The 18,208-nt window shown below is 62.9% G+C and carries 12 protein-coding genes and 3 pseudogenes; 4 read left to right on the forward strand and 11 right to left on the reverse strand.

What is annotated here, in order from left to right:
* Window positions 1-18: 18 nt before the first annotated feature.
* The gene (locus DC522_RS19310; RefSeq protein ID WP_165820215.1) at window positions 19-402 is read right to left on the reverse strand and encodes a helix-turn-helix domain-containing protein; all 384 of its coding nucleotides are present in this window, start codon (window positions 400-402) and stop codon (window positions 19-21) included.
* A gap of 300 nt (window positions 403-702) precedes the next feature.
* Here DC522_RS19310 and DC522_RS37310 point away from each other — a divergent pair, with 300 nt between their 5' ends.
* The gene (locus DC522_RS37310) at window positions 703-936 is read left to right on the forward strand and encodes a hypothetical protein (RefSeq protein ID WP_371679996.1); all 234 of its coding nucleotides are present in this window, start codon (window positions 703-705) and stop codon (window positions 934-936) included.
* A gap of 176 nt (window positions 937-1,112) precedes the next feature.
* A complete protein-coding gene (locus DC522_RS36045; RefSeq protein ID WP_256369876.1) occupies window positions 1,113-1,289 on the forward strand; it encodes an isochorismatase family protein in 177 nt (58 codons plus the stop codon).
* Window positions 1,290-1,579: 290 nt separating this feature from the next.
* Here the strand turns inward: DC522_RS36045 and DC522_RS19320 are convergent, their stop codons facing one another.
* From DC522_RS19320 to DC522_RS19345, 6 genes and pseudogenes are all read right to left on the reverse strand, one after another.
* Complete coding sequence (locus tag DC522_RS19320) at window positions 1,580-1,765, reverse strand: hypothetical protein (protein ID WP_116530293.1); 186 nt, start codon at window positions 1,763-1,765, stop codon at window positions 1,580-1,582.
* A gap of 69 nt (window positions 1,766-1,834) precedes the next feature.
* Entirely contained in the window at window positions 1,835-2,626 is a 792-nt protein-coding gene (locus DC522_RS19325; protein WP_116530294.1) for an SDR family NAD(P)-dependent oxidoreductase, read from the reverse strand.
* A gap of 52 nt (window positions 2,627-2,678) precedes the next feature.
* On the reverse strand, window positions 2,679-3,140 hold the full coding sequence (locus DC522_RS19330; protein ID WP_116530295.1) for a RidA family protein: 462 nt from the start codon (window positions 3,138-3,140) through the stop codon (window positions 2,679-2,681).
* Window position 3,141: 1 nt separating this feature from the next.
* Entirely contained in the window at window positions 3,142-4,176 is a 1,035-nt protein-coding gene (locus DC522_RS19335) for a zinc-binding alcohol dehydrogenase family protein (RefSeq protein WP_165820216.1), read from the reverse strand.
* Between the two features lie 58 nt (window positions 4,177-4,234).
* Window positions 4,235-4,841: pseudogene (locus DC522_RS19340) on the reverse strand (NAD(P)-dependent oxidoreductase).
* A 43-nt stretch (window positions 4,842-4,884) separates the two neighbouring features.
* Complete coding sequence (locus DC522_RS19345) at window positions 4,885-5,850, reverse strand: alpha/beta fold hydrolase (RefSeq protein ID WP_116530297.1); 966 nt, start codon at window positions 5,848-5,850, stop codon at window positions 4,885-4,887.
* Between the two features lie 414 nt (window positions 5,851-6,264).
* On the opposite strand from DC522_RS19345, the gene DC522_RS19350 reads away from it, so the two are divergent.
* The gene (locus tag DC522_RS19350; protein ID WP_245444322.1) at window positions 6,265-7,047 is read left to right on the forward strand and encodes a winged helix-turn-helix domain-containing protein; all 783 of its coding nucleotides are present in this window, start codon (window positions 6,265-6,267) and stop codon (window positions 7,045-7,047) included.
* Window positions 7,048-7,083: 36 nt separating this feature from the next.
* Here DC522_RS19350 and DC522_RS19355 read toward each other — a convergent pair whose 3' ends face one another.
* Window positions 7,084-7,782, reverse strand: coding sequence for an IS6 family transposase (locus tag DC522_RS19355; protein ID WP_116530299.1), 699 nt, complete (start codon window positions 7,780-7,782; stop codon window positions 7,084-7,086).
* A gap of 69 nt (window positions 7,783-7,851) precedes the next feature.
* On the opposite strand from DC522_RS19355, the pseudogene DC522_RS19360 reads away from it, so the two are divergent.
* Window positions 7,852-8,394, forward strand: a pseudogene (locus DC522_RS19360) (IS6 family transposase); the annotation flags it as partial.
* Between the two features lie 419 nt (window positions 8,395-8,813).
* Here the strand turns inward: DC522_RS19360 and DC522_RS19370 are convergent.
* From DC522_RS19370 to DC522_RS19380, 3 genes and pseudogenes are all read right to left on the reverse strand, one after another.
* The gene (locus tag DC522_RS19370; protein ID WP_116530301.1) at window positions 8,814-12,416 is read right to left on the reverse strand and encodes a hypothetical protein; all 3,603 of its coding nucleotides are present in this window, start codon (window positions 12,414-12,416) and stop codon (window positions 8,814-8,816) included.
* A gap of 31 nt (window positions 12,417-12,447) precedes the next feature.
* Entirely contained in the window at window positions 12,448-17,202 is a 4,755-nt protein-coding gene (locus tag DC522_RS19375) for a hypothetical protein (RefSeq protein ID WP_116530302.1), read from the reverse strand.
* 52 nt (window positions 17,203-17,254) lie between these two features.
* A pseudogene (locus DC522_RS19380) lies at window positions 17,255-17,587 on the reverse strand (sensor histidine kinase); the annotation flags it as partial.
* Between the last annotated feature and the right edge of the window lie 621 nt (window positions 17,588-18,208).

Below are 18,208 nucleotides of genomic sequence, written 5' to 3' on the forward strand. Positions count from 1 at the left end.
AGCGGCGGCGCTCCTGGGCTACGTCCGGCCGGTCCTGTTCGGCCGCCCGGAGCGTCTTTTTTTGTGCGTCAGGTCCATGCGCTTGAGCATCAGATGAATGGTCGAGAGCGCCTGCACTACGATCCCGCGGGTGCGCAGTTCGGCTTGGATCTCGGCGAGCGTGATGCCGGACTTGGCGTCCACCAGGGAGCGCAGCAGATCCTGATGCGGCTCGAGCACCGGGCGACGGTGGCCGCCGATGCGCTCTGGCGTCACCAAGCCAGTCTGGCGCAGCCGCCGCATGAGCTTCACGGCCGCTGAGGGGCTCACTTCGTAACGAGCGGCCGCCTGGCGGATCGAGCTACCTTTCTCAACAGCCCGGACAATGCGCCGGCGTAAGTCCTGGGACAACGGTGTGGTCATGGCGAGCCTCTGTGCCCACGCCCCTGACCACATCGAGTCAGACTTCCCGATTCCGTTCAACCCCAAACCGCTCTAGTCTCAGAGCAGACCCATCAGTATGACGATCACCTGTTCGCGAGCCGCTCGTCTGGTGGCCTCACGAGGGGCGGTCGTCCTTGGCACCAGGGTTTATACCTATGATCGGTATGTCAGCGTCCCGAATTTCTGCGCATTGGGTGTCGGACCTAGCATTCGGAGCCGGAGGTTTCTGGTTGGATCGCCACATGGATCGGACAGAGACTTGCAGCCGTTGAGGCACTGATCGGCGATGAAGGCTTCTGCTTTGGACGGGAGCCGGGCTTGGCCGACGTCTACCTCGTGCCGCAACTCTACGCGGCGCACCGGCTCGAAGTGGCTTTAGACACGTATTCGCGCATTCTCCGGGTGGAGCAGTTTTCACCGAGGACCACGAAGCGTTCCGTAGTACCTATCCCGCCACGCAGCTGGATGCGGAGTAGGATTCCCGGGCTGGTTCTCACAGGCGCAGCCCTCTGAGGTGGAGCGCTCCACAGGTTATGGCGATAAAGATTTACGTGCAACCGCTGGTAGGATTCATAGTGATGGCGCAGCGATATCAGGTCTGGTGATGGGAAGATTACGAGGGCCGACCATTCCCTCGCTACCAATCCTGCCTGAGTAGCCGCCCGCGATCGGACGATCGCGATTGGTGCATTGAAGGCAAGGCCCGCGCAGCCCATGACAATGGCAACTTGCCGATCGTCCTTGGAGACGCGATGGCAACCCAAAAACCTGAGCTACAGGCAGCGGCATACGAGCGGATCGACAACTTCTTTACCGTTGTTATCTCAGCGGACAATTTCGAGAGACTGCTGTCGCAACCGGCTTAAACTCTGGGTGGGACGCGAGCAATCCTCGAATCCCATGTGTGTGGCTTATTTTTAACCGCAGCTTCGAGAGTTCCGAATTTTGCCAAACAAGTCCCCAACCTCCCGCCCACAGGAGATCCTGTTCTACGCCGTGCCACCGCCGTATCTGTGAGTTAGAGCACGATCCAGGACGCATCAGCGTAAAAACAGCGGCAAATGATAAAGCAGGATGACTGCAGAACTCAGCGCGAGCATAGCCGCAATTGTTGCTCTATGGGAGCCTCTATCCTTGTAGCGATCCATCGCTCTGCTCACCTACAGACACCCGATGCAGATTGTTCGAATTGCCCTGTCACTTCGTTCCTGGGCACGCCATTCGATCTCGGTTTGGCCATAGAGCTCAAGATGTCGATGACGCTCGGGCCGATGATGCCTTCTTTTACCGGCAGTTCCACGGGCTTGTTGTCGACTGTGCCTGTGCTGGTGCTTTCAGTCATGCATAGCTTCTATTCAGCTGGAAGCTTTGCCATCTCGGAAACCGCTCTACCGCATTCGTCCGGTTGACGCTATGCGAGCGAGTTGATGAGGCCGCCTTCGGCACGGATCGCTGCGCCGTTGGTTGCCGCCGAGAGCGGACTGGCCAGGAAAGCGACCACGTTGGCGATCTCCTCCGGCTCGATCAGCCGCTGAAGCAGCGATCCGGAGCGGGCGGTCGCAAAAAACTCCGCCTCAGCCTCCTCGACGGTTGCGTTCGGATCGCTGGCGACGCTTCGCAGGAAATCGCCGATGCCCTCCGAGCGTGTCGGTCCCGGCATCACCGCATTGACCGTCACGGCCGTGCCCTTCGTGAGGCCCGCCAGCCCCCGCGCGATTGACAGCTGCGCGGTCTTGGTCATGGCATAGTGGATCATGCCAGGATCGACCGCCAAGCCGGTTTCGCTGGAGACGAAGATGACGCGGCCCGCCTTCTTCTCCAGCATGCGCGGGAAATAGCGGCGGGTCAGGCGAACCCCGCTCATCACGTTCACGTCGAAGTAGCGCTGCCAGTCGGCGTCCGAGATCTCGGCAAAGGGCTTGCTCTCGTAGATGCCGAGATTGTTCACCAGGATGTCGACCTCGGGAAGCTTCCGGAACAGGAAGTCTGCGCCGTCCGGTGTCGTGATGTCGGCCACGATCCCGGCGATCTCCGACGCACCAGACTGACGGATGCTGTCCACCGCCTGCTCGAGTTTGGCCTGATCCCGGCCGGAGACGATGACATTGGCCCCCTCGGTGGCGAGCTTGCGGGCGATCTCAAGCCCGATACCAGCGCTTGAGCCAGTGACGAATGCCTTCTTGCCTTTGATCCGCAGATCCATGACGAACTCCGTCGGTTTCTGGGCCGTTTGTTCCACGCAACCGCAACTCGCTCTAAGCTCGTTTGCCGGAAACCCCGAAGGTGACGACCAGTTCGACCGGTGCGTTCAGCGGAAGGCACGGCACAGCGAACGCGGCACGGGCATGCCGCCCCCTGTCGCCCAGCATTCGACGAAACGCCTCTGAAGCCCCGTCGAGCACCCAAGGCTGGCGCTCGAACCCCTCCGCGCTCGCGACGTAGCCGTCAACCCGCAGCAACGAGGCAAGGCAGGAAAGGTCGCCTTCCAGCAACGCGCGAATCCCGGCGATCGCATTCAGGGCCGCGATCTCCGCCGCCTGACGGCCCTCGGCCTCGGTGAGCTCTGAGCCCACCCGTCCGATGTGGACCAACTTACCATCCCGGAGCGGGAACTGCCCGGACAGGAAGCCGATGCCACCGTGGACCATCCCGCGCTCGTAGGCACCCACGGGAGCAGGCGGCTCCGGCAGATCGAGGTCCTTCAGCGGATCCGCCATCTCATGCTTCCCAGGGCAGGAACACGATACTCCCGCCCGCCGTCCCGGCCGCCAGATGCGTGTGCGCCGCGGCTGCGTCCGACAGGCGGAACGTGCGGTCGAGGATGGGCCGGATCTTGCCCTGGCGCACCTGCTCCAGGCCCCATTCCAGATCTTCGACGTCGCCCATCAGCGTGCCGCGGATCTGCTTTTGTGCAAAGAAGAAGGGCCGGATCTGGATGGTCGCTTCCAATCCCGCGACAAAGCCCATCGACACCAGCCGGCCAAGTGGGGCCAGGCAGTCGAGGCTGCGCGTCAGGATCTTGCCACCCAGGTTGTCGATCACGGTGCTCACGCCGCGACCTTCCGACCAGTCCCGCACGGCCTCGACGAAGTCGCCGTCGTTCAAGGCAATCACCACCTCCGCCCCTAACTCCCGCACCAAGTCGGCCTTCTCAGGGGTGCGGACCGTTGCCGCGACCCGAGCGCCGAGCGCGCGGGCGATTTGGATATTGGTGCTGCCGGTGCCCGACGCCCCGGCATGCACGAGCACGAGATCGCCCGCCTTGACCTCGCCCACGACCTTCACGGCGCGAACCCCGGTAACCACGGCCATCGGAAGGGTGGCTACCTCCTCGGGCGTTAGCCCGGTGTCGTCGTGAAGCAGCCAGCGCTCCGGCACGACCATGTACTGGGCGTACGAGCCCCACTCGGCGATGCCGCGAATGACATAGCTCGGCGCCGCACTGATCGGATGAAAATCAGCCTCTTGCGGGTTCAAAGGATAGCCGGGCATGGGGATGACGCGGTCACCCGGGCCGAACTTTGCGACGCCTGAGCCGACCGCTTCGACAACGCCGGCGGCGTCCGAGCCCAGCACGTGCGGCAGCTTCAGGTCGCGCGTGACCGAGCCCTCACGCAAGTAATGGTCAAGACGGTTCAGCCCCGCCGCCAGCACACGCACCAGAACCTCACCTTGTTTCGGCTCTGGCGTGGGCAGGTCGCCGTAGTCGAGCACTTGCGGGTCACCGTATTCGCGCAGGATTGCGGCTTTCATCGTACTCTCCTTCATGTTGACCCGCGAACCGGAAGTCCGCGTCAATCTCGAGTAAAAGCTAGTACCCGACCGTGAACCGCTCCCGTGAGTGGGCAGATTTCTCCAGCTCGTCCACCAGCTCCATGGCATAATCCTCGAACGAGGTGCTGCTGCCCTGCTCCAGTTCGGAGCTGATCCTTACCAAGGCGGAACGCGCCCGTGCGCTCGCCTGCGACAAACATCGAGGACGGCGACAGGAACTTCCAATCCAGCTCCTTCGCGTCCCGCAGCAGGTCGAGGAACATGCCGCCGCGTGCCGCTTCAGCCTTGTATTGCTCGGGAAAGTTCGGGGCGGCGCTGACATTCACCCTCGGAGCAACCTCGAGGCTGCCTGCGCCGACGACGACGAGATATCGCGTCACACCAGAGGCTTTTACTACTTCGATCAGCTTGCGTGGGTCGCTGTCGGTGAAGTGCACCGCGCTGATGACAGCGTCGTGTCCTTTCAAAAGATCCGCAAGGCTTCCCGGATCCGATGCGTCGCCCTTCCTTGCCGCCACCCCGGAACGGGCTGCGACACGCTCTGGGTTTCTCATGATCGCTGTGACCGTGTGCCCACGCCGAGCGAGTTCAGCCGGGAAGCGGGAACCAGCATTGCGAGTGGCACCGATGAGCGCGACGTCCATGGCGGTTTCCCTTTCAAGTAGTCCAAGCGGCCCTGATGAGGGCTCACCGCTGCCCGTTGGCGAAGACCCTCCTGTCGAGGAAGTCCAGCATCAATTCCGCAATCCTGGGCGCCTCCTCCTCAAGGGCGAAGTGCCCGGTGTCGAGGATGTGCGTTTCCGTGCTCGGCATGTCTCGGGCATAGGCCTCGGCGCCTTCTACGGTGAAGAAGGGATCATTCTTGCCCCAGGCTACGAGCGTCGGCGGCTGATGGGCCCGGAAATACGCCTGCCATTCCGGATAGCGCTTCAGATTGCTGCCGTAGTCTTGGAGGATGGCCAGCTGGATGTCGGCATTGCCGGGGCGGTCCAGCAGGGCTTGCGCATGCGTCCAAGCATCCGGGCTGATGCGGCTCGGGTCGCGTGCCCCGTGAAGATATTGAAAGCGGGTGGTGTCGAGGGTCAAAAGGGCCCGCATGGGCGCCTCGGTTTCCGGGGTACGCTTGGCCCAGTACGGCCGGGCAGCATCCATGGAGGGCGCGAGACCTTCTTCATGCGCCACGGCGTTCTGCACCACCAAGCCCGCCACGCGTTCGGGATGTTTGGCCGCCAGGCGGAACCCGACCGGCCCTCCGAAATCCTGGGCATAGAGCACATAGCGCTGGGCTCCCACCGCCTGCACGAATCGGTCCATCACCTCGGCGAGATGGTCGAAGGTGTAGGTGAAAGTGGCCGGAGACGGCGCGTCGCTGAAGCCGTAGCCCGGATAGTCCGGCGCGATCACCTGGTAGCGGCCGGCAAGCCGCGGGATGAGGTCCCTGTACATATGAGACGAGGTCGGGAAGCCATGCAGCAGCAGGATGACCGGCGCGTCGGCCGGCCCGGCTTGGCGATAGAAAATGCGTAGGCCATCCACTTTCTGCGTTTTGTAGCTTGGTTGCGCGAGATCGGCAGCAACAGCCGAACCTGCCACCACGGCGGCCGCTGCGACACCGGAGATCGAGCCTCGAAGGCCAGGAACAACAGGACTCATCACTTGCCTCCGTTCCCACGCTGAAGCTCGCGGGCATTGGTCGATTGTGCTGTCTAGCGTCCCGAGGGCTCCGCTTACCGCCGGCTCGAGGGTTCTAGCATGCTGTCCAGCCCGGTTTCCTTGGGACTATGCTGAACAGTCGTGAAAAGCCTCCGACTCGATTTGGCCGTGCTGGTTGTGTGTTGCCCGTCTGCAAAGAATCCTCAGCACCATGGCGTGGAGGTCTATCACATCGAGGTCGCATTTTGCAGGGTCATGGCGAGGAATCAGGTGTCCGGACGAGTGATGCCATAGTGATTTGAGCAGGATCGGCACAACCGGCGCAAAAGACGGCAACTTGAGGGGGGTGTTCACTCTAGTCACGGAATGCGACAATCCTGGACAATCCTGAATTTTTTGAATCAGGGTGCGCTGGTGTCATTACAGGACCGACGGGTCTACGAATCCGGACAATGGGCGATCGACCTGGGCCGGCGCGAGTTGCGGGCGCATGGCGTCCCGGTCCCGATCGGCGGCCGTGCGTTCGAGATCCTCGAGGCTCTGGTTCGCTCCGCGGGCGAGCTGGTCAGCAAAGACGACCTCATGCGCCAAGTGTGGCCCGGCGCGATCGTCGAGGACAACACCCTCCAAGTGCACATCTCGGCGCTTCGCAGGGCCCTTGGCCCGGACCGAGGACTGCTGAAGACGGCGTCCGGGCGGGGCTACCGCCTTCTTGGCCGCTGGGAGCTGCGGGAGGAGAGCGCGTCGGTGGCCTCTGTCGCGAGCAACGGGCTGCCGCCGCCCTTGCAACCTCTCCGGAACAGCTTGCCCCATGCCGGTTCCGACCTGATCGGCCGGGCTGCCGCGCTGCGAGACCTGCGCGACCGGATCTCGGCCTATCGGGTGGTCACTCTCACCGGACCTGGAGGTATCGGCAAGACCCGGCTGGCCCTGGAGGTCGCCCGCAGCCTGATGCCGAGCTTTGAGGGAGATATTGCCCTTGTGGAGCTCGTGTCGCTGGCCGATCCCAGACTCGTGCCTTCGGCGGTTAAAGGAGCTCTCGGCCTGAGTTTAAAGGAGGGCGAGATCTCCGCCTCCTCCGTCGCCCGGGCGATCGGACAACGACCGCTCCTGCTTGTGCTCGACAATTGCGAGCACGTCATCGAGGCGGCAGCCGAGTTCGCCGAGGAGGTTGTGCGGTTGCGTCGCAAATTCTAAACAGATCAAAAGGGGAGCTAGAGTTCTGTGAAGCGCTCATGCGGCGAGCAGCTCGAATTGCTCCGCAATTGATAGCTTCGAATTGCGGGCGTACTTCGCCTGTCCTTTCCGCATCATGTGGACCATTTCGATCCCGCCGACGATGACGCGGGCAGTGGCAAGAGACTTGAAACCAAGCATGGGTCGGACCCGCCGCTTGATGGCACGGTGATCCTGCTCAATACGATTATTCAGGTAGGCACTTTGCCGGATCCGGATCGGCTTCAGCTCGCGCCTCGATCGATCTTGGAGCCGATCGGTGGTATCACAGGACAGGATCGCCTCGCGGTTCGTCTGGCTGCCGTCGATCACAATCCGCTCAGGTCGACCGTGCCGCTTCAGTGCCTTGCGCAGGAAGCGCTTGGCAGCAGTGAGGTTGCGCCGCTCGCTGAACCAGAACTCAACGGTGTCGCCATTGCTGTCGATCGCCCGATAGAGATACATCCAGCGTCCGCGGACCTTGATGTAAGTTTCGTCCATGTGCCACTTGGCCGTCGTGGCCCGCTTGCGCCGATTGAACTGCTCCAGCAGGAACGGGGCATAGTGAATAGTCCAGCGGTGGACGGTGGCATGGTCAACGGAGATGCCGCGTTCGGCCATCATCTCCTCGAGATTCCGAAGGCTAAGATTGTAGGCCAGATACCAGCGGACGCAGAGCAGGATCACGGAACGATCGAAGTGACGGCCTTTGAACATCATGCACCTCCGGAACTTGCCGGAGGAAATATGCCGGATCAGGTTACCGGCGGGTTTGCGACGGAACCTGCTCCGCTGCTGCTGGAGCAATTCAATCAACGCAAGCGGCCCGTCACCGGCAGCTGGCATGTGGACGAGACATACATCAAAGTTCGAGGTGAGTGGAAATATCTCTATCGCGCGATCGACAGCAATGGCGGCACCATCGAGTTCTGGTTCAGCGATCGACGTAATTTGACTGCCGCCAAACGGTTCCTGAACAAGGCCCTCAAGCGGCATGGCCGACCCGAGAGGATCGTGATCGACGGCAGCCAGACGAACCGGGAAGCCATCCTGTCCTGCGATACCGCAGACCGGCTCCGGGATCGATCGAGACGTCATCTGAAGCCCATTCGCATCCGGCAAAGTGCCTACTTGAATAATCGTATCGAGCAGGATCATCGGGCCATCAAAAGGCGGATCAAACCGATGCTCGGTTTCCAGGTCGTGGCCAGTGCCCGCGCGATCTTGGGTGGTATCGAGATGATCCACATGATGCGGAAAGGACAGGCGAAGTACGCCTGCAATCCGCAGCCGTCACTGGCTAAGCAGTTTGATCTGCTCACCGCATAAGAGTCGAGCACGGGATCAGCCACTCCCGCGTCTGCCTTTGAATTTGCGACGGATCCGATGCGAGAGCATGAGGTTTTGTGGGGCAACTCTGAGCCTTGAGGGCAGCCGTCATTGATGGGCAGGCAAGCCCGTTGAGATGGCGGGCTCCTAAAACTGATTCACAAGTCGGTGCCCCACAGATGCTTATGCTCCCCTCCGGTCGCAACACCGATGCCGACCTCGCAGCCCGCATCTTCAATAGCGGGAAGGTCCCGCTCAAGGCGGCGTACGAGCGCGAGCTGATCAGAGGAGTCCAGAATCCATGGTTGGGCTCCGGAGGCGATTCCGGCCATCTCCTTCACCGGCCCGTCCGGATCCGGGGCGTGCGCGGCAAGCAATACCCGCGCAAGCTCATTAAGAGAATCCTTAGCGATCCTTCTTCAGCACCGCGCCTCGACTGCCACCAGCGGCGACGAGCGCAGGATTCTGACCTCGCCGAGATCTCCACCGAGCGGGTCATCGAACGCGGCGTTGGGCTCGGGAAGCATCTCCACCGCGAGCACGCTCAACGGCATGTCCTCGGGCAGCCCGAGCGTTGTGAGCTGGTGCCTGATCTCATTCTCAGACCAGCTCGTGTACCCAGCGGGCCAACGCGGAGTGCCTTCGACACGAAGCGCACGCTCGCGGCGCCGGAGCTGAACCCGCTTCCTGCCGAGCAGAATGTTCCGATGCGCGGCTCCATCGGCTTGCAGCACCTGGCAGTAGAGCATCATCCAGACCTCAGTGTTCGGAGGATCGGCTGTGACACGCCCGCTACCGATGACGGCTTCCGCGAACGTCGACGAGCCGACGAGGTCGTCGCCGATCCAGCGAGCCTCGCAATCACTGTGCGGCGGGGGATGCTGCACGCCTTCCAGCATCAGGGACGCACCGAATCGCCCGCGAGCCGTAGACCAGAACGGCGAGCCGGGCGTGCGCGCGCGATGCCCGACACAGATCTCGTATGTGAAGAAACCAAACAGCTCGCCAGCGTCGGGCGGCAGGTTGGGCGGCAGCGGCACGAGGAAGTGGCGGCACGTGCCTGAGCTTTCGAGTGGCTGCATCGCATGCAGGCCGGCAAAGTCATCGGACTGGCCCGGCCGGATCACGCGCACCAGCTCCGGATCGAGTGCAGGCGAATTGAACGCGATGGCCTGGTCCGCTGGCTGCGAGCTCCGCAAGAGCATCGGATCGGGCGCGTGCGACACGACTCGAACAAAATACCCATCGCGCGGGTCGATCGGTGGCTCGGCGAACTCGATCCAGAGACGTCTCAAGCGGTGGCCGGTGTGCGAGTAGTTCTCGCCGATCTGGTAGTCGCTGAACGCGTGCCCCACTGAGACGACCTTCGGCGTTTGCGCGGGCGGCGTAGCGACGGGCAAGCGGTTGGCAAGCATCGCGTTCTCCGTGCGGCCGTCTGCGAGTCGGGCCTCCACTTCGTAGGTGACCTCGATCTCGTACGGTAGGCCTGCTACCAGCAAAGGCTCGAATGCATCGACGACGATCACGTCCGTCGACTCGCGGTCCACCTCGCCACGCGTGGCTTGTCCGTTCACCGCGTGCTGCATGACTACTGTCATGAGCTGTTCTGAGAGAGGAGGCGTGCCGGCCGCGCCGACCGCGCGCAAGGTTCTGCGGACCACGAGCGCCGGCGCATCCAGCCCCTGCCAGGTCCAGTCCCGATCGATCGACAGCCGTATCACATTCAGCCAGCGTCCCGGCAGCTCGGCGGGTGTCGTAATTGTGAGGCTGGATCGATCCGGCGGCAGGTGATGCTTGAGCCCCGAGCAGCCGAACACCGCGCGCCGACCGGAATTCGAAAGCAGCGTGCCGCGATCTTCCACCACCGACGCCGCGGCCGCGAAGCGTGACGCGAGTTGTGCCCAGGGCACTGCCTGCGGAGCTGCATCCGCATTCGGTGCGAGCAGCGACGAGTCGGGCTGCAGGAAGATGCTCGCGAGAGCGTCCTCCTGAATCACCGGCGCGAAGAGCGGCGGTTCGGCGGTTGCCTGCGCGCGCACGGGTGGGCTCAGATCGCTCCACGCACCGGTGCGTGCCGCATCGTTGCCGAAGTACTCGGGATCGTTCCGAGCGACGCACCGAACGCGAATGCGTACGTCGCGCGCAGTCGGTATCTCGATCGCTCCCGCTGCGGGTCCCGGAAACGCTGGCATCGCTTCCCATGATCTGCCGCTCAGGCGGGCGCAATCCACGAAGGAAAGTCCCAGCGACAACGGCGCGGATGCGCTGGACGGGAATGCGCGATATGTGGAGTACAGCAATCTGAATCCATCGCGATCACCCGATGGATCGAAGCCGGGTGCGCGAACGAATACCGCGATCTCCAGCGCTTCCGCGTCCGAATCGGGAAGCCTGGGCCGCACGGCCTCGCCTGCGGCAATGGCAGCCTGCATCTGCGCGACCAACGTATCGAATGCATTCGGGATGGCGGTGAACGTCGCCTCCGGGAAGCCGAGCGTCGGGCGGCTGATGGAGAACTGCGTGAGCGGCACGACGTTACCCGATGCAACGATGCGAGGCGCTCCGGGCGGAACGAATCGGCGGAAATGCCAGCGCGCAACCTGGGTCTGCACGGGACTGTCCGGTTCGTCGTTTTCACCGGGCCCGCCGCCGCTCAGGTCGGCGAGCCGGACGCGGAGGCGGTAGTGCTCACCCCAACGCAGCCGCACGTTCTCCAACCCCGCGGGATGATTGCCCGAGGTAGGGTCCTTGTCGATGCCCTGCAAACGCCGCTCTTCCTGCGACGAGGCCACGAGCGAGCGGCCGCGCCACTGCGCAAACATGATTGGCAGATACAGCTGCTCGTTCACCTTGCGCGGGTGGACCTCGAACGGCAGCTCCCAATCCAGATCTCCGAGCGTCACAGGCCCGAATGTTTGTGTCGGCGCATGAACGCGGCACAGTGAGCGCCACGTCGGATCATCATCGCGCGAGACGTCGACACGATAGCCGACGACCGCATGCGGAGCAGGTGCGGGCGTCGATCCATCCGGCTCCAGGCCGATCGCCCGGTTCTGCGCGAGAAGGATGTCCTCATCGTCCCAGCCCACCGCGAGGCCGAGATCTTCGACGGGCGGCGTTCCGTCCTCGCTTTCCTCGATGGGATCCCGCGTTCGCGGCTGGCTCGCGTGCACGATGCGCGTGAAGCCATCGTCGTAAACAGCTGCCTCGCGTAGCGCTTGATCGAAGTTGCCGAGCCCGGCGATCGCAGCCGCGTTTGGCATCACCGGAAAGAGCGTCGGCGTGAAGACCGCGCGGGCCTCGCCTGGCACGAGCTTCGGCACACGCGTGGCATATGTGCGCACGAATTCCCCATCCGCGGCCAGCTGATCGGTAAACGTGCTTCCCGCCCCAAGCGGAAGGCACAGCCAGCCGCCGTTCTCGAAGGTCGTGCCGACGGGCACCGTAACGCTGTGAATGAGGCCCAGCGATCGCGCGAGCTTCGGGTGGCGGAGCGCGAAGGCGATCGCTTCCGGCCAGCTCAGTGCCGGAGTTCTTGGCACCGGCGGCGGCCCTTTCGGCCGGCAGCGCAGGGCGCAGTGATAACGGTCGTCCACGAACGCGAGCGATGTCCTCGGAGAAACGAACGCGAACGCCCCGCGATAACTTTCCGGGAGATATTTTCCGAGACGGGTCGCCGCGCTAGGAACATGCGCCTTCGGCGGCAACGTGATCGGGAAGCGCGTCTCCAGTTCGTCGAGGATCGCTTCCTGCTCCGCGGGCGGCTGCAACGAGAACCTGTGCGCGGTAAGGTCGATGGCAATGAGTGTTGGCAATGTGTCCAGGTCCGAGGAGAAGCCGGCCTGCAGCGACAGCGTCGCACCTTCGAACGACGGCGCCGGCGGAATGGGCGTGCCCCATCCATCGCTCAGCGGTTTGCGCGGATGCGTATCCGGCAGCAGGAGCACGTTCACGCGTAGCGAAGCTGTCGCAGGCTCCCAGGCCTGCAGCAGCGGTAGGATCAGCAGTCTCGGTCTTGCCATGTGTCGTGCGCCTTCTTAAACCCGTTTCTTCTTAAACAGATTTATCGAACTCGAGGTCCCAGCTTGCTTCCAGGCTGAGGAACAGGAAGGTGATATTCACCTCCACCACGCCTTCGTACTCCGTCACCGTGTGATCGCCTTCGCGGTGGCCGATGCCGGTGAACTCACCACCGATCGAGATCTCGACGTAATCGATGATCTCCATCTCCGCCTTGATGAGTCCGAGCCCACCGAAGTGCCAGCCGGACTTGTCCCGCTCGATGATGAGCCCGCCGCCGATGTAGCCCAGCAGCTTGTAGACGCCTGGCACCTCCGTGCCGACGCCGAAGCCCACGTAGGCCTTGATCTCGATGAAGACCTTGCCCTTCTGCTGGAATCCGGTCTTGATGCGCTTCGTGCCGACCTCGAATTCGAGCCCGAGGATGAGATAGAAGAAAGGCGGGATCGGAATCTGGCCTTCGAACTCGAACCCGATGAGCACGCCGTAGTAGCTCACCGGTGGCCCGAGCCCTCCGTTCGCCGGGTCTTCGCGGCCCGAGAAGAACGAGCCGTAGCACTTGAAGTCGAACGGCCCGAGGTGCTTCACCTCGTGGAAGAACTGCGCCTCGAATTTGTCCGCGCCGGCGAGATTGGTAGCGCGGAGCTCGATGTCCGGCGGGCGCTCGCGGGGGTTCATGCCCGGGATGAAGCTGAGGATGGTCTCGACCCACCCTGTCATCAGCGTATCGACTTCGCTGATCATCGAGCGTCCCGACGAGGAGCCGGAAAGCCGCGAGCGCGTGCCGATCAGCTCCGGCAGGTCCGGGAAGCCGTTCCACGAAAGCAGCGCCGGCATGTCCATCGACCACGCGTCTTCGTCGATGGTGAGCGAGAGACGCGTGTGCGCGTAGACGAGCTTCGTCGTCCTCTCGACGCCGTCGCCCAGCGTAAGATCACCGCGCGGAGCGGGGAGGGACACTGGCGGATCGAGGCGAAAGCGCCCGGCCGCGGGGTTCATCGCGAGGACGTAAGGACGATCGCGCAGCTCGATCGAGTTCTCGATCGGCGGGAATAGGCTTTCGGTCGTGCCTCGCGCATAGATGTCCGCGAAGAGCGGAGCGAGGCTCGACGAGATGCGCGTGTCGCCTGCCGCGATCTGCGGGCGCCTGAAGAGGAACGCGTGCGTGGGAACGGTCTGCAGGAAGCCGTAATCGCGCTTTGGAGAAGATGCGGTTAGAAGATCCTGCGCATCCGCGAAACGGTACGGCCCGGGCGCCGCCGGCCGGAGCATGCCCCCGCCCGGAACGGAAGCTCCAACCAGATATTGAATGCCGCCCTCGCGGATCAGCGGCACACCGTCCGGAACTGCCTCCGCATCTTTGGTGGCGCCTGCAGCGGGCCCAGCCTGCCTGACGACAGACCATGCGCCGTTCGGCCCGAAAAGCGGCGAGCAGCGAACTGCGGCGACGAGATCGGGCACTCCGGTTCCTGCTGAATCCACTTCCACGCGGAGTGCGCGGGTGCGGAGTCCAGAAGCGCCGATGGCAATCTCCGTGTCCACCGGGCCGCCCGCTGCGGATTGCTGGATCAGAAGGCCCGCGAGATCCTGCGGCGTCAGCGGAAAGCCCACAGGTCGCACGTGGAGGAAGCCAGTGACCCCATTGGCGGGCACACGAACTTCGCCTCCGGCACTCTCGATGACGGCCTCGCAATCGAAGTGATAGGCTAGCACCTCGGCGGGCTTGCCCATCGTCGAGGTGAACACAATTGGCGTCGCGCCCGGCGCCGGCCGGATGTTCCGGATGGCAAACAACCCGCGGAAGACTCCGGGATGCACTACGTAGGGCGAATTCCGCGGGGTCTTCGTCTCGTCCTTGTATCGGAAATCGAAGAGGCCATTGGACTCCGGCTGCCAGCCGGTATCGCGACGGATGATGCCCGCGTTCCGACCGCGCTCGACGGTCACCATGCGCGTGACGCGGATGCCCCATGGATACAGGATGCTGTTGAACTTCACGATCTCCAGTGCCGTGCGTCCTACGAGCACGTTGAACTGCACTTTGCTGGCTTCGGCAAACGCTGCGAAAGGATTGGCCCAGTCGCTGAACGTAGAGGCGCCGTAGCCGGAGAGATCGAGTCGCGTTAGTGGGACGCGCGGCCGTTCGACCGCGAATTCGTTGTTGAACATACCCTCCACGGACCCGGTGGGATCCATTGGAGAGCCGAGCACGCTGATGCCTTCGGGTGTGCCCGAGACGAGATTCACGCCGTTAAGAAGCTGAGCCGCCGCCCCTTGGAAGCTCGGGCTCTCGTTGCCCGGGATGCTCACATCACCGAGGGCGCGCACGGTGAGCTGGAGCGCGTTCTGAAGCGGTAGCGGGCCGATGTAGCTCGCGTCGTTCAGAGCAAGGGCATCACCGTTTGGACCGGGCCGCAAGGACATCACGGCGCGGATGCCGAAAGGCAGCGTGGTCACGATCCCGACGCGTTCGCCTGCGGAGAACGTTTCGATGAACCGATCAAGCGCGAGATCCGGAATCACTGGCGCGAGCTTCATCGAGCGGGAGCCGATGAGCGTCGCGCCGCCGTCGTTCGCGGATGCCAGTGGTGTGGGGAAGTAACCAAACTTAGTGAGGTCCTGGTCGCAATCGAGCGTTATGACCGGTTCCCACTGCACCTGCGGCAGCATGAATACCTGCACGCCCGCGAGCGAGGTGGTGACGTGCAGGCCATCGACGGTGAGTGCGGACGTGTTCGCGGAAACGGCGCGCTCGTAACCGCGAACCTGCACTCCGACCTGATGGCGTTTCGTCGAGACGTCGAGCAGGCGGATTCCACTGCCGAAGGTGATGCCGGCTTCCGTCGCGTGCCGGCCCAGTCGCTCCAGGACGCGCGCGTCCTTCGCGCGAGCTTCTTCGAGGATCTGTGGGTGATTCGCTTCTCGCTCGCGCCGCGCAGTGACCAAAACCTTGCTGCGCTCGGTGGCCGACCAGAGATCGTGTGGTGTTGCATCCCGCGGGGGGCGCGATCCTCCCTGTGAGCCGCTCATCAGCGCGATGCCGCCCGACCCAGTGGAGCCGCGGAAAGTGAGGCGCGGCGCTTCGTTCGCGGACCAATCGATTGTCGCGATCAGCGCACCGCTCGCTCCACCACGCCCGAACTCGCCGTGCGGCTGCACATTCGCGACATAGGGATCGGGGAGTGTGGGAAGGAAACCATGCACGTCGAGGTGGACCGAGACCCGGCCATTCTGGAGCGCGCCACCACCGTGCAACTCTCCGCTCAGGAGAACGAGCTTCGGCGAGCGCACGTGGAAGAAGCCGTTCTCAAGCACGAGTGGCCAGGGTGCGGCGGCCGTTCCTGCAGGGAGCCCCCGCGCCAGAAGCGAAACCATCCGGATTGCGCCTTTCTCGGTGAAGATCAGGTGAACTGGCGCATCCAGCGCGGGAAGCGGATTGCCGACTGCCGAGATCGGCCGATCGAGTGCAACCGAAGCCTGCGCAGTGAGTGAGAGCGCTTCTCCCATCTGCGCGTCGCAGAGGAAGACGAGTTCGAGTGGTGCGACCGTGTGCACTGTGACCGGGAGGGGGAGCCCGCTCTGTTTCAGGCGCCACAATCCAAACTCGTGCTTCCCCTGAGACGCCAGAGGATCGTTACTCGTCGCGCGTACGAGCAGGCGTGCGGGGCTCGCAAGCATCGAGAGATCGTCGAGCCGAACGGGTCCGACATTGCTCTCCGGCCAACTGACGAAGCCTCCCGCGCCGAGGTGCAAGAGCCACCCTGACGCGGTTGGGTCTGCTTCACCCAAAGTGTTCGGATCCGCCGGGCGAGTAACGGGTACGGCCCACGCGGCCCGCTCGATCTCCACCTCTCCACTGAACTGCGCGATCGAGTGAGCGATGTCGGCGAGATCGAGCCACTCGGGCTGCGGCCGGCCGCGAAAGGCGATTATGTTCCATGTCTTGTCAAACGAGACGCCTTCGCCTGCGCCGATGTCGATCGTGAACTCGCCGAGCGCGAGCTTGCCTGCGATGCCGGTGACAGTTGGCGGGGTGGAGAGGCGGACCGTGATCTGCGCGGGCGCGGTGAGCGAGCCGAATGCGCATGCGGCATTCGCCGGGACTGGCGGAGCGGCAGCGAGCGTGAGTGACAGGTCGATGACGCCCGGCGCTGCGAGCGTGAGACGGTCGCCAGCAACGGTTGGCGCGGCAGGGAGTCCCACGGAGCCGCTCGTCACCGCGAAACCGATGTAGCCACCCTCGGGCGCGGCGGGGTCGAGCAGCCTCGCGAGGATCCAGACCGTTCCGGGATCAAGTGTGAGACGAAACCGGACGAGTGCTACATCCGGGAGACGTCCGGAAGTCATGACAAGTACAGGCCGCGTAAGGCCCGGAACGTATACCGCTCGTCCCCGCGCCGAGCCGTAGATGTTGAACCAGATCTCGCGTCCGTCTGCTTCCAGGAAGGGGCCGACGCTGCTGGCCTTCTTCAGGCCCGCGAACGCGGATTGTTGTTGGCCGCCCGTGAGGAAATGCAGTGGGCCCGTGCGCTCAAGGGTGAAGGCGCCTTCTTCGATGCCGAGCGCGCTCAGCGAGCGCTTCGCTTCGTCCGCTTCGAAATAGGCGCGGGCGGCGGCAAGCTGCTCCTCGCTCACGTTTGGTACATCTTCCAGCCTCGTTTCGCGCGACAGGCTCTGCGCGATGGCAAACCGCAGCGCTTCGAGAGTCTGGCGAGTCGAGCCGGGTCCGGGAGTCAACCTGGCGCTGCGGTCGATCAGGATGCGGGCGAGCGTGTCGCGGTCTGGCACGGTCTCATTCCTTCTGGCGGGAGCCGCGGGGCCTCACGGCGGACTTCTAGCATCAATACTTGTTTGTAAAATTATTTGTCCGCGGCAGTGCGATCTTGAATTCGGTAAATTGCCCGGGCTTCGTTTCCTCGATCTTGCCACCGTGTTGTTTCACGATGATGTCATGGCTCATTGACAGACCAAGTCCGGTGCCTTCACCCGTAGGCTTGGTTGTGAAGAAGGGATTGGATATCTTCACTTTTACTCTGTCCGGTATTCCGGCGCCGTGGTCGCGGATGCGGATCTCGATTTTATCACCAAGATCCTTTGTCGTGGCGATCACAGTCGGCTCGTAGCCATCGCCGGCTTCCGTCTTGCGTTTGGCCGTGGCGTAGAATCCATTTGAGCCGGCATCCACCCGATTTCTTCAGGGATATTAACAACAAATCAGGATTCTACTCGACCGCGTTGAACCGAGACAGGCGCTAAGAAGGGGTAAAGCGCTGCAACATCAAAAGAGGCTGGTGAGCAATTTCAGCTAGCAATCCTGGGACTAATGCTGCAATGAGCTTGCGTTTCGTCCTGTAAGCTCCCCAACCGAACGCTAACAAATACCGCCCGAAAGGTGTACTCAGTGCCATATTCCTTTCTGGGACAGCGCACGACCACAGTGCGCCTTTTGGAATCGAGAATCAAGATGAGTACTTTAAGCCAGCAGCAAATTCGTTGAGCAAACTCTTGCCTGCCGCTATAGCCTGCCCGGATGGCACCCGAGCATTGCAGCTAATAACTACCCAGTAACTACTCGGAGGTACAGACTCCGAGATCTTTTTAGCCTATTCTACTCATTATCAGTCTCTGCTATGCTTTTTCGACATCGGCAAGGCGGACATTTTGCGACCTGTTGCAAACTAAGTTGATCAAATCCAGTGCCGTTAAAGGCCTCCATGCTAGAGCATCGGGCATTCAGACGAATCCGTATCCGGCGGCGGTGAAATAGTTGCGGCACGCCTCAGGCTCAACGAGA

This window comes from Microvirga sp. KLBC 81 (assembly GCF_003075415.1).
In the GTDB taxonomy this organism is placed as follows: Bacteria; Pseudomonadota; Alphaproteobacteria; order Rhizobiales; family Beijerinckiaceae; genus Microvirga.

Excerpts from the sequence above, each read along its gene's own strand:
- DC522_RS19310 (WP_165820215.1), bottom strand. The coding sequence starts at position 402 with ATGACCACACCGTTGTCCCAGGACTTACGCCGGCGCATTGTCCGGGCT.
- DC522_RS19320 (WP_116530293.1), bottom strand. The coding sequence starts at position 1,765 with ATGACTGAAAGCACCAGCACAGGCACAGTCGACAACAAGCCCGTGGAA.
- DC522_RS19325 (WP_116530294.1), bottom strand. The coding sequence starts at position 2,626 with ATGGATCTGCGGATCAAAGGCAAGAAGGCATTCGTCACTGGCTCAAGC.
- DC522_RS19330 (WP_116530295.1), bottom strand. The coding sequence starts at position 3,140 with ATGGCGGATCCGCTGAAGGACCTCGATCTGCCGGAGCCGCCTGCTCCC.
- DC522_RS19335 (WP_165820216.1), bottom strand. The coding sequence starts at position 4,176 with ATGAAAGCCGCAATCCTGCGCGAATACGGTGACCCGCAAGTGCTCGAC.
- DC522_RS19345 (WP_116530297.1), bottom strand. The coding sequence starts at position 5,850 with ATGAGTCCTGTTGTTCCTGGCCTTCGAGGCTCGATCTCCGGTGTCGCA.
- DC522_RS19355 (WP_116530299.1), bottom strand. The coding sequence starts at position 7,782 with ATGTTCAAAGGCCGTCACTTCGATCGTTCCGTGATCCTGCTCTGCGTC.
- DC522_RS19370 (WP_116530301.1), bottom strand. The coding sequence starts at position 12,416 with ATGGCAAGACCGAGACTGCTGATCCTACCGCTGCTGCAGGCCTGGGAG.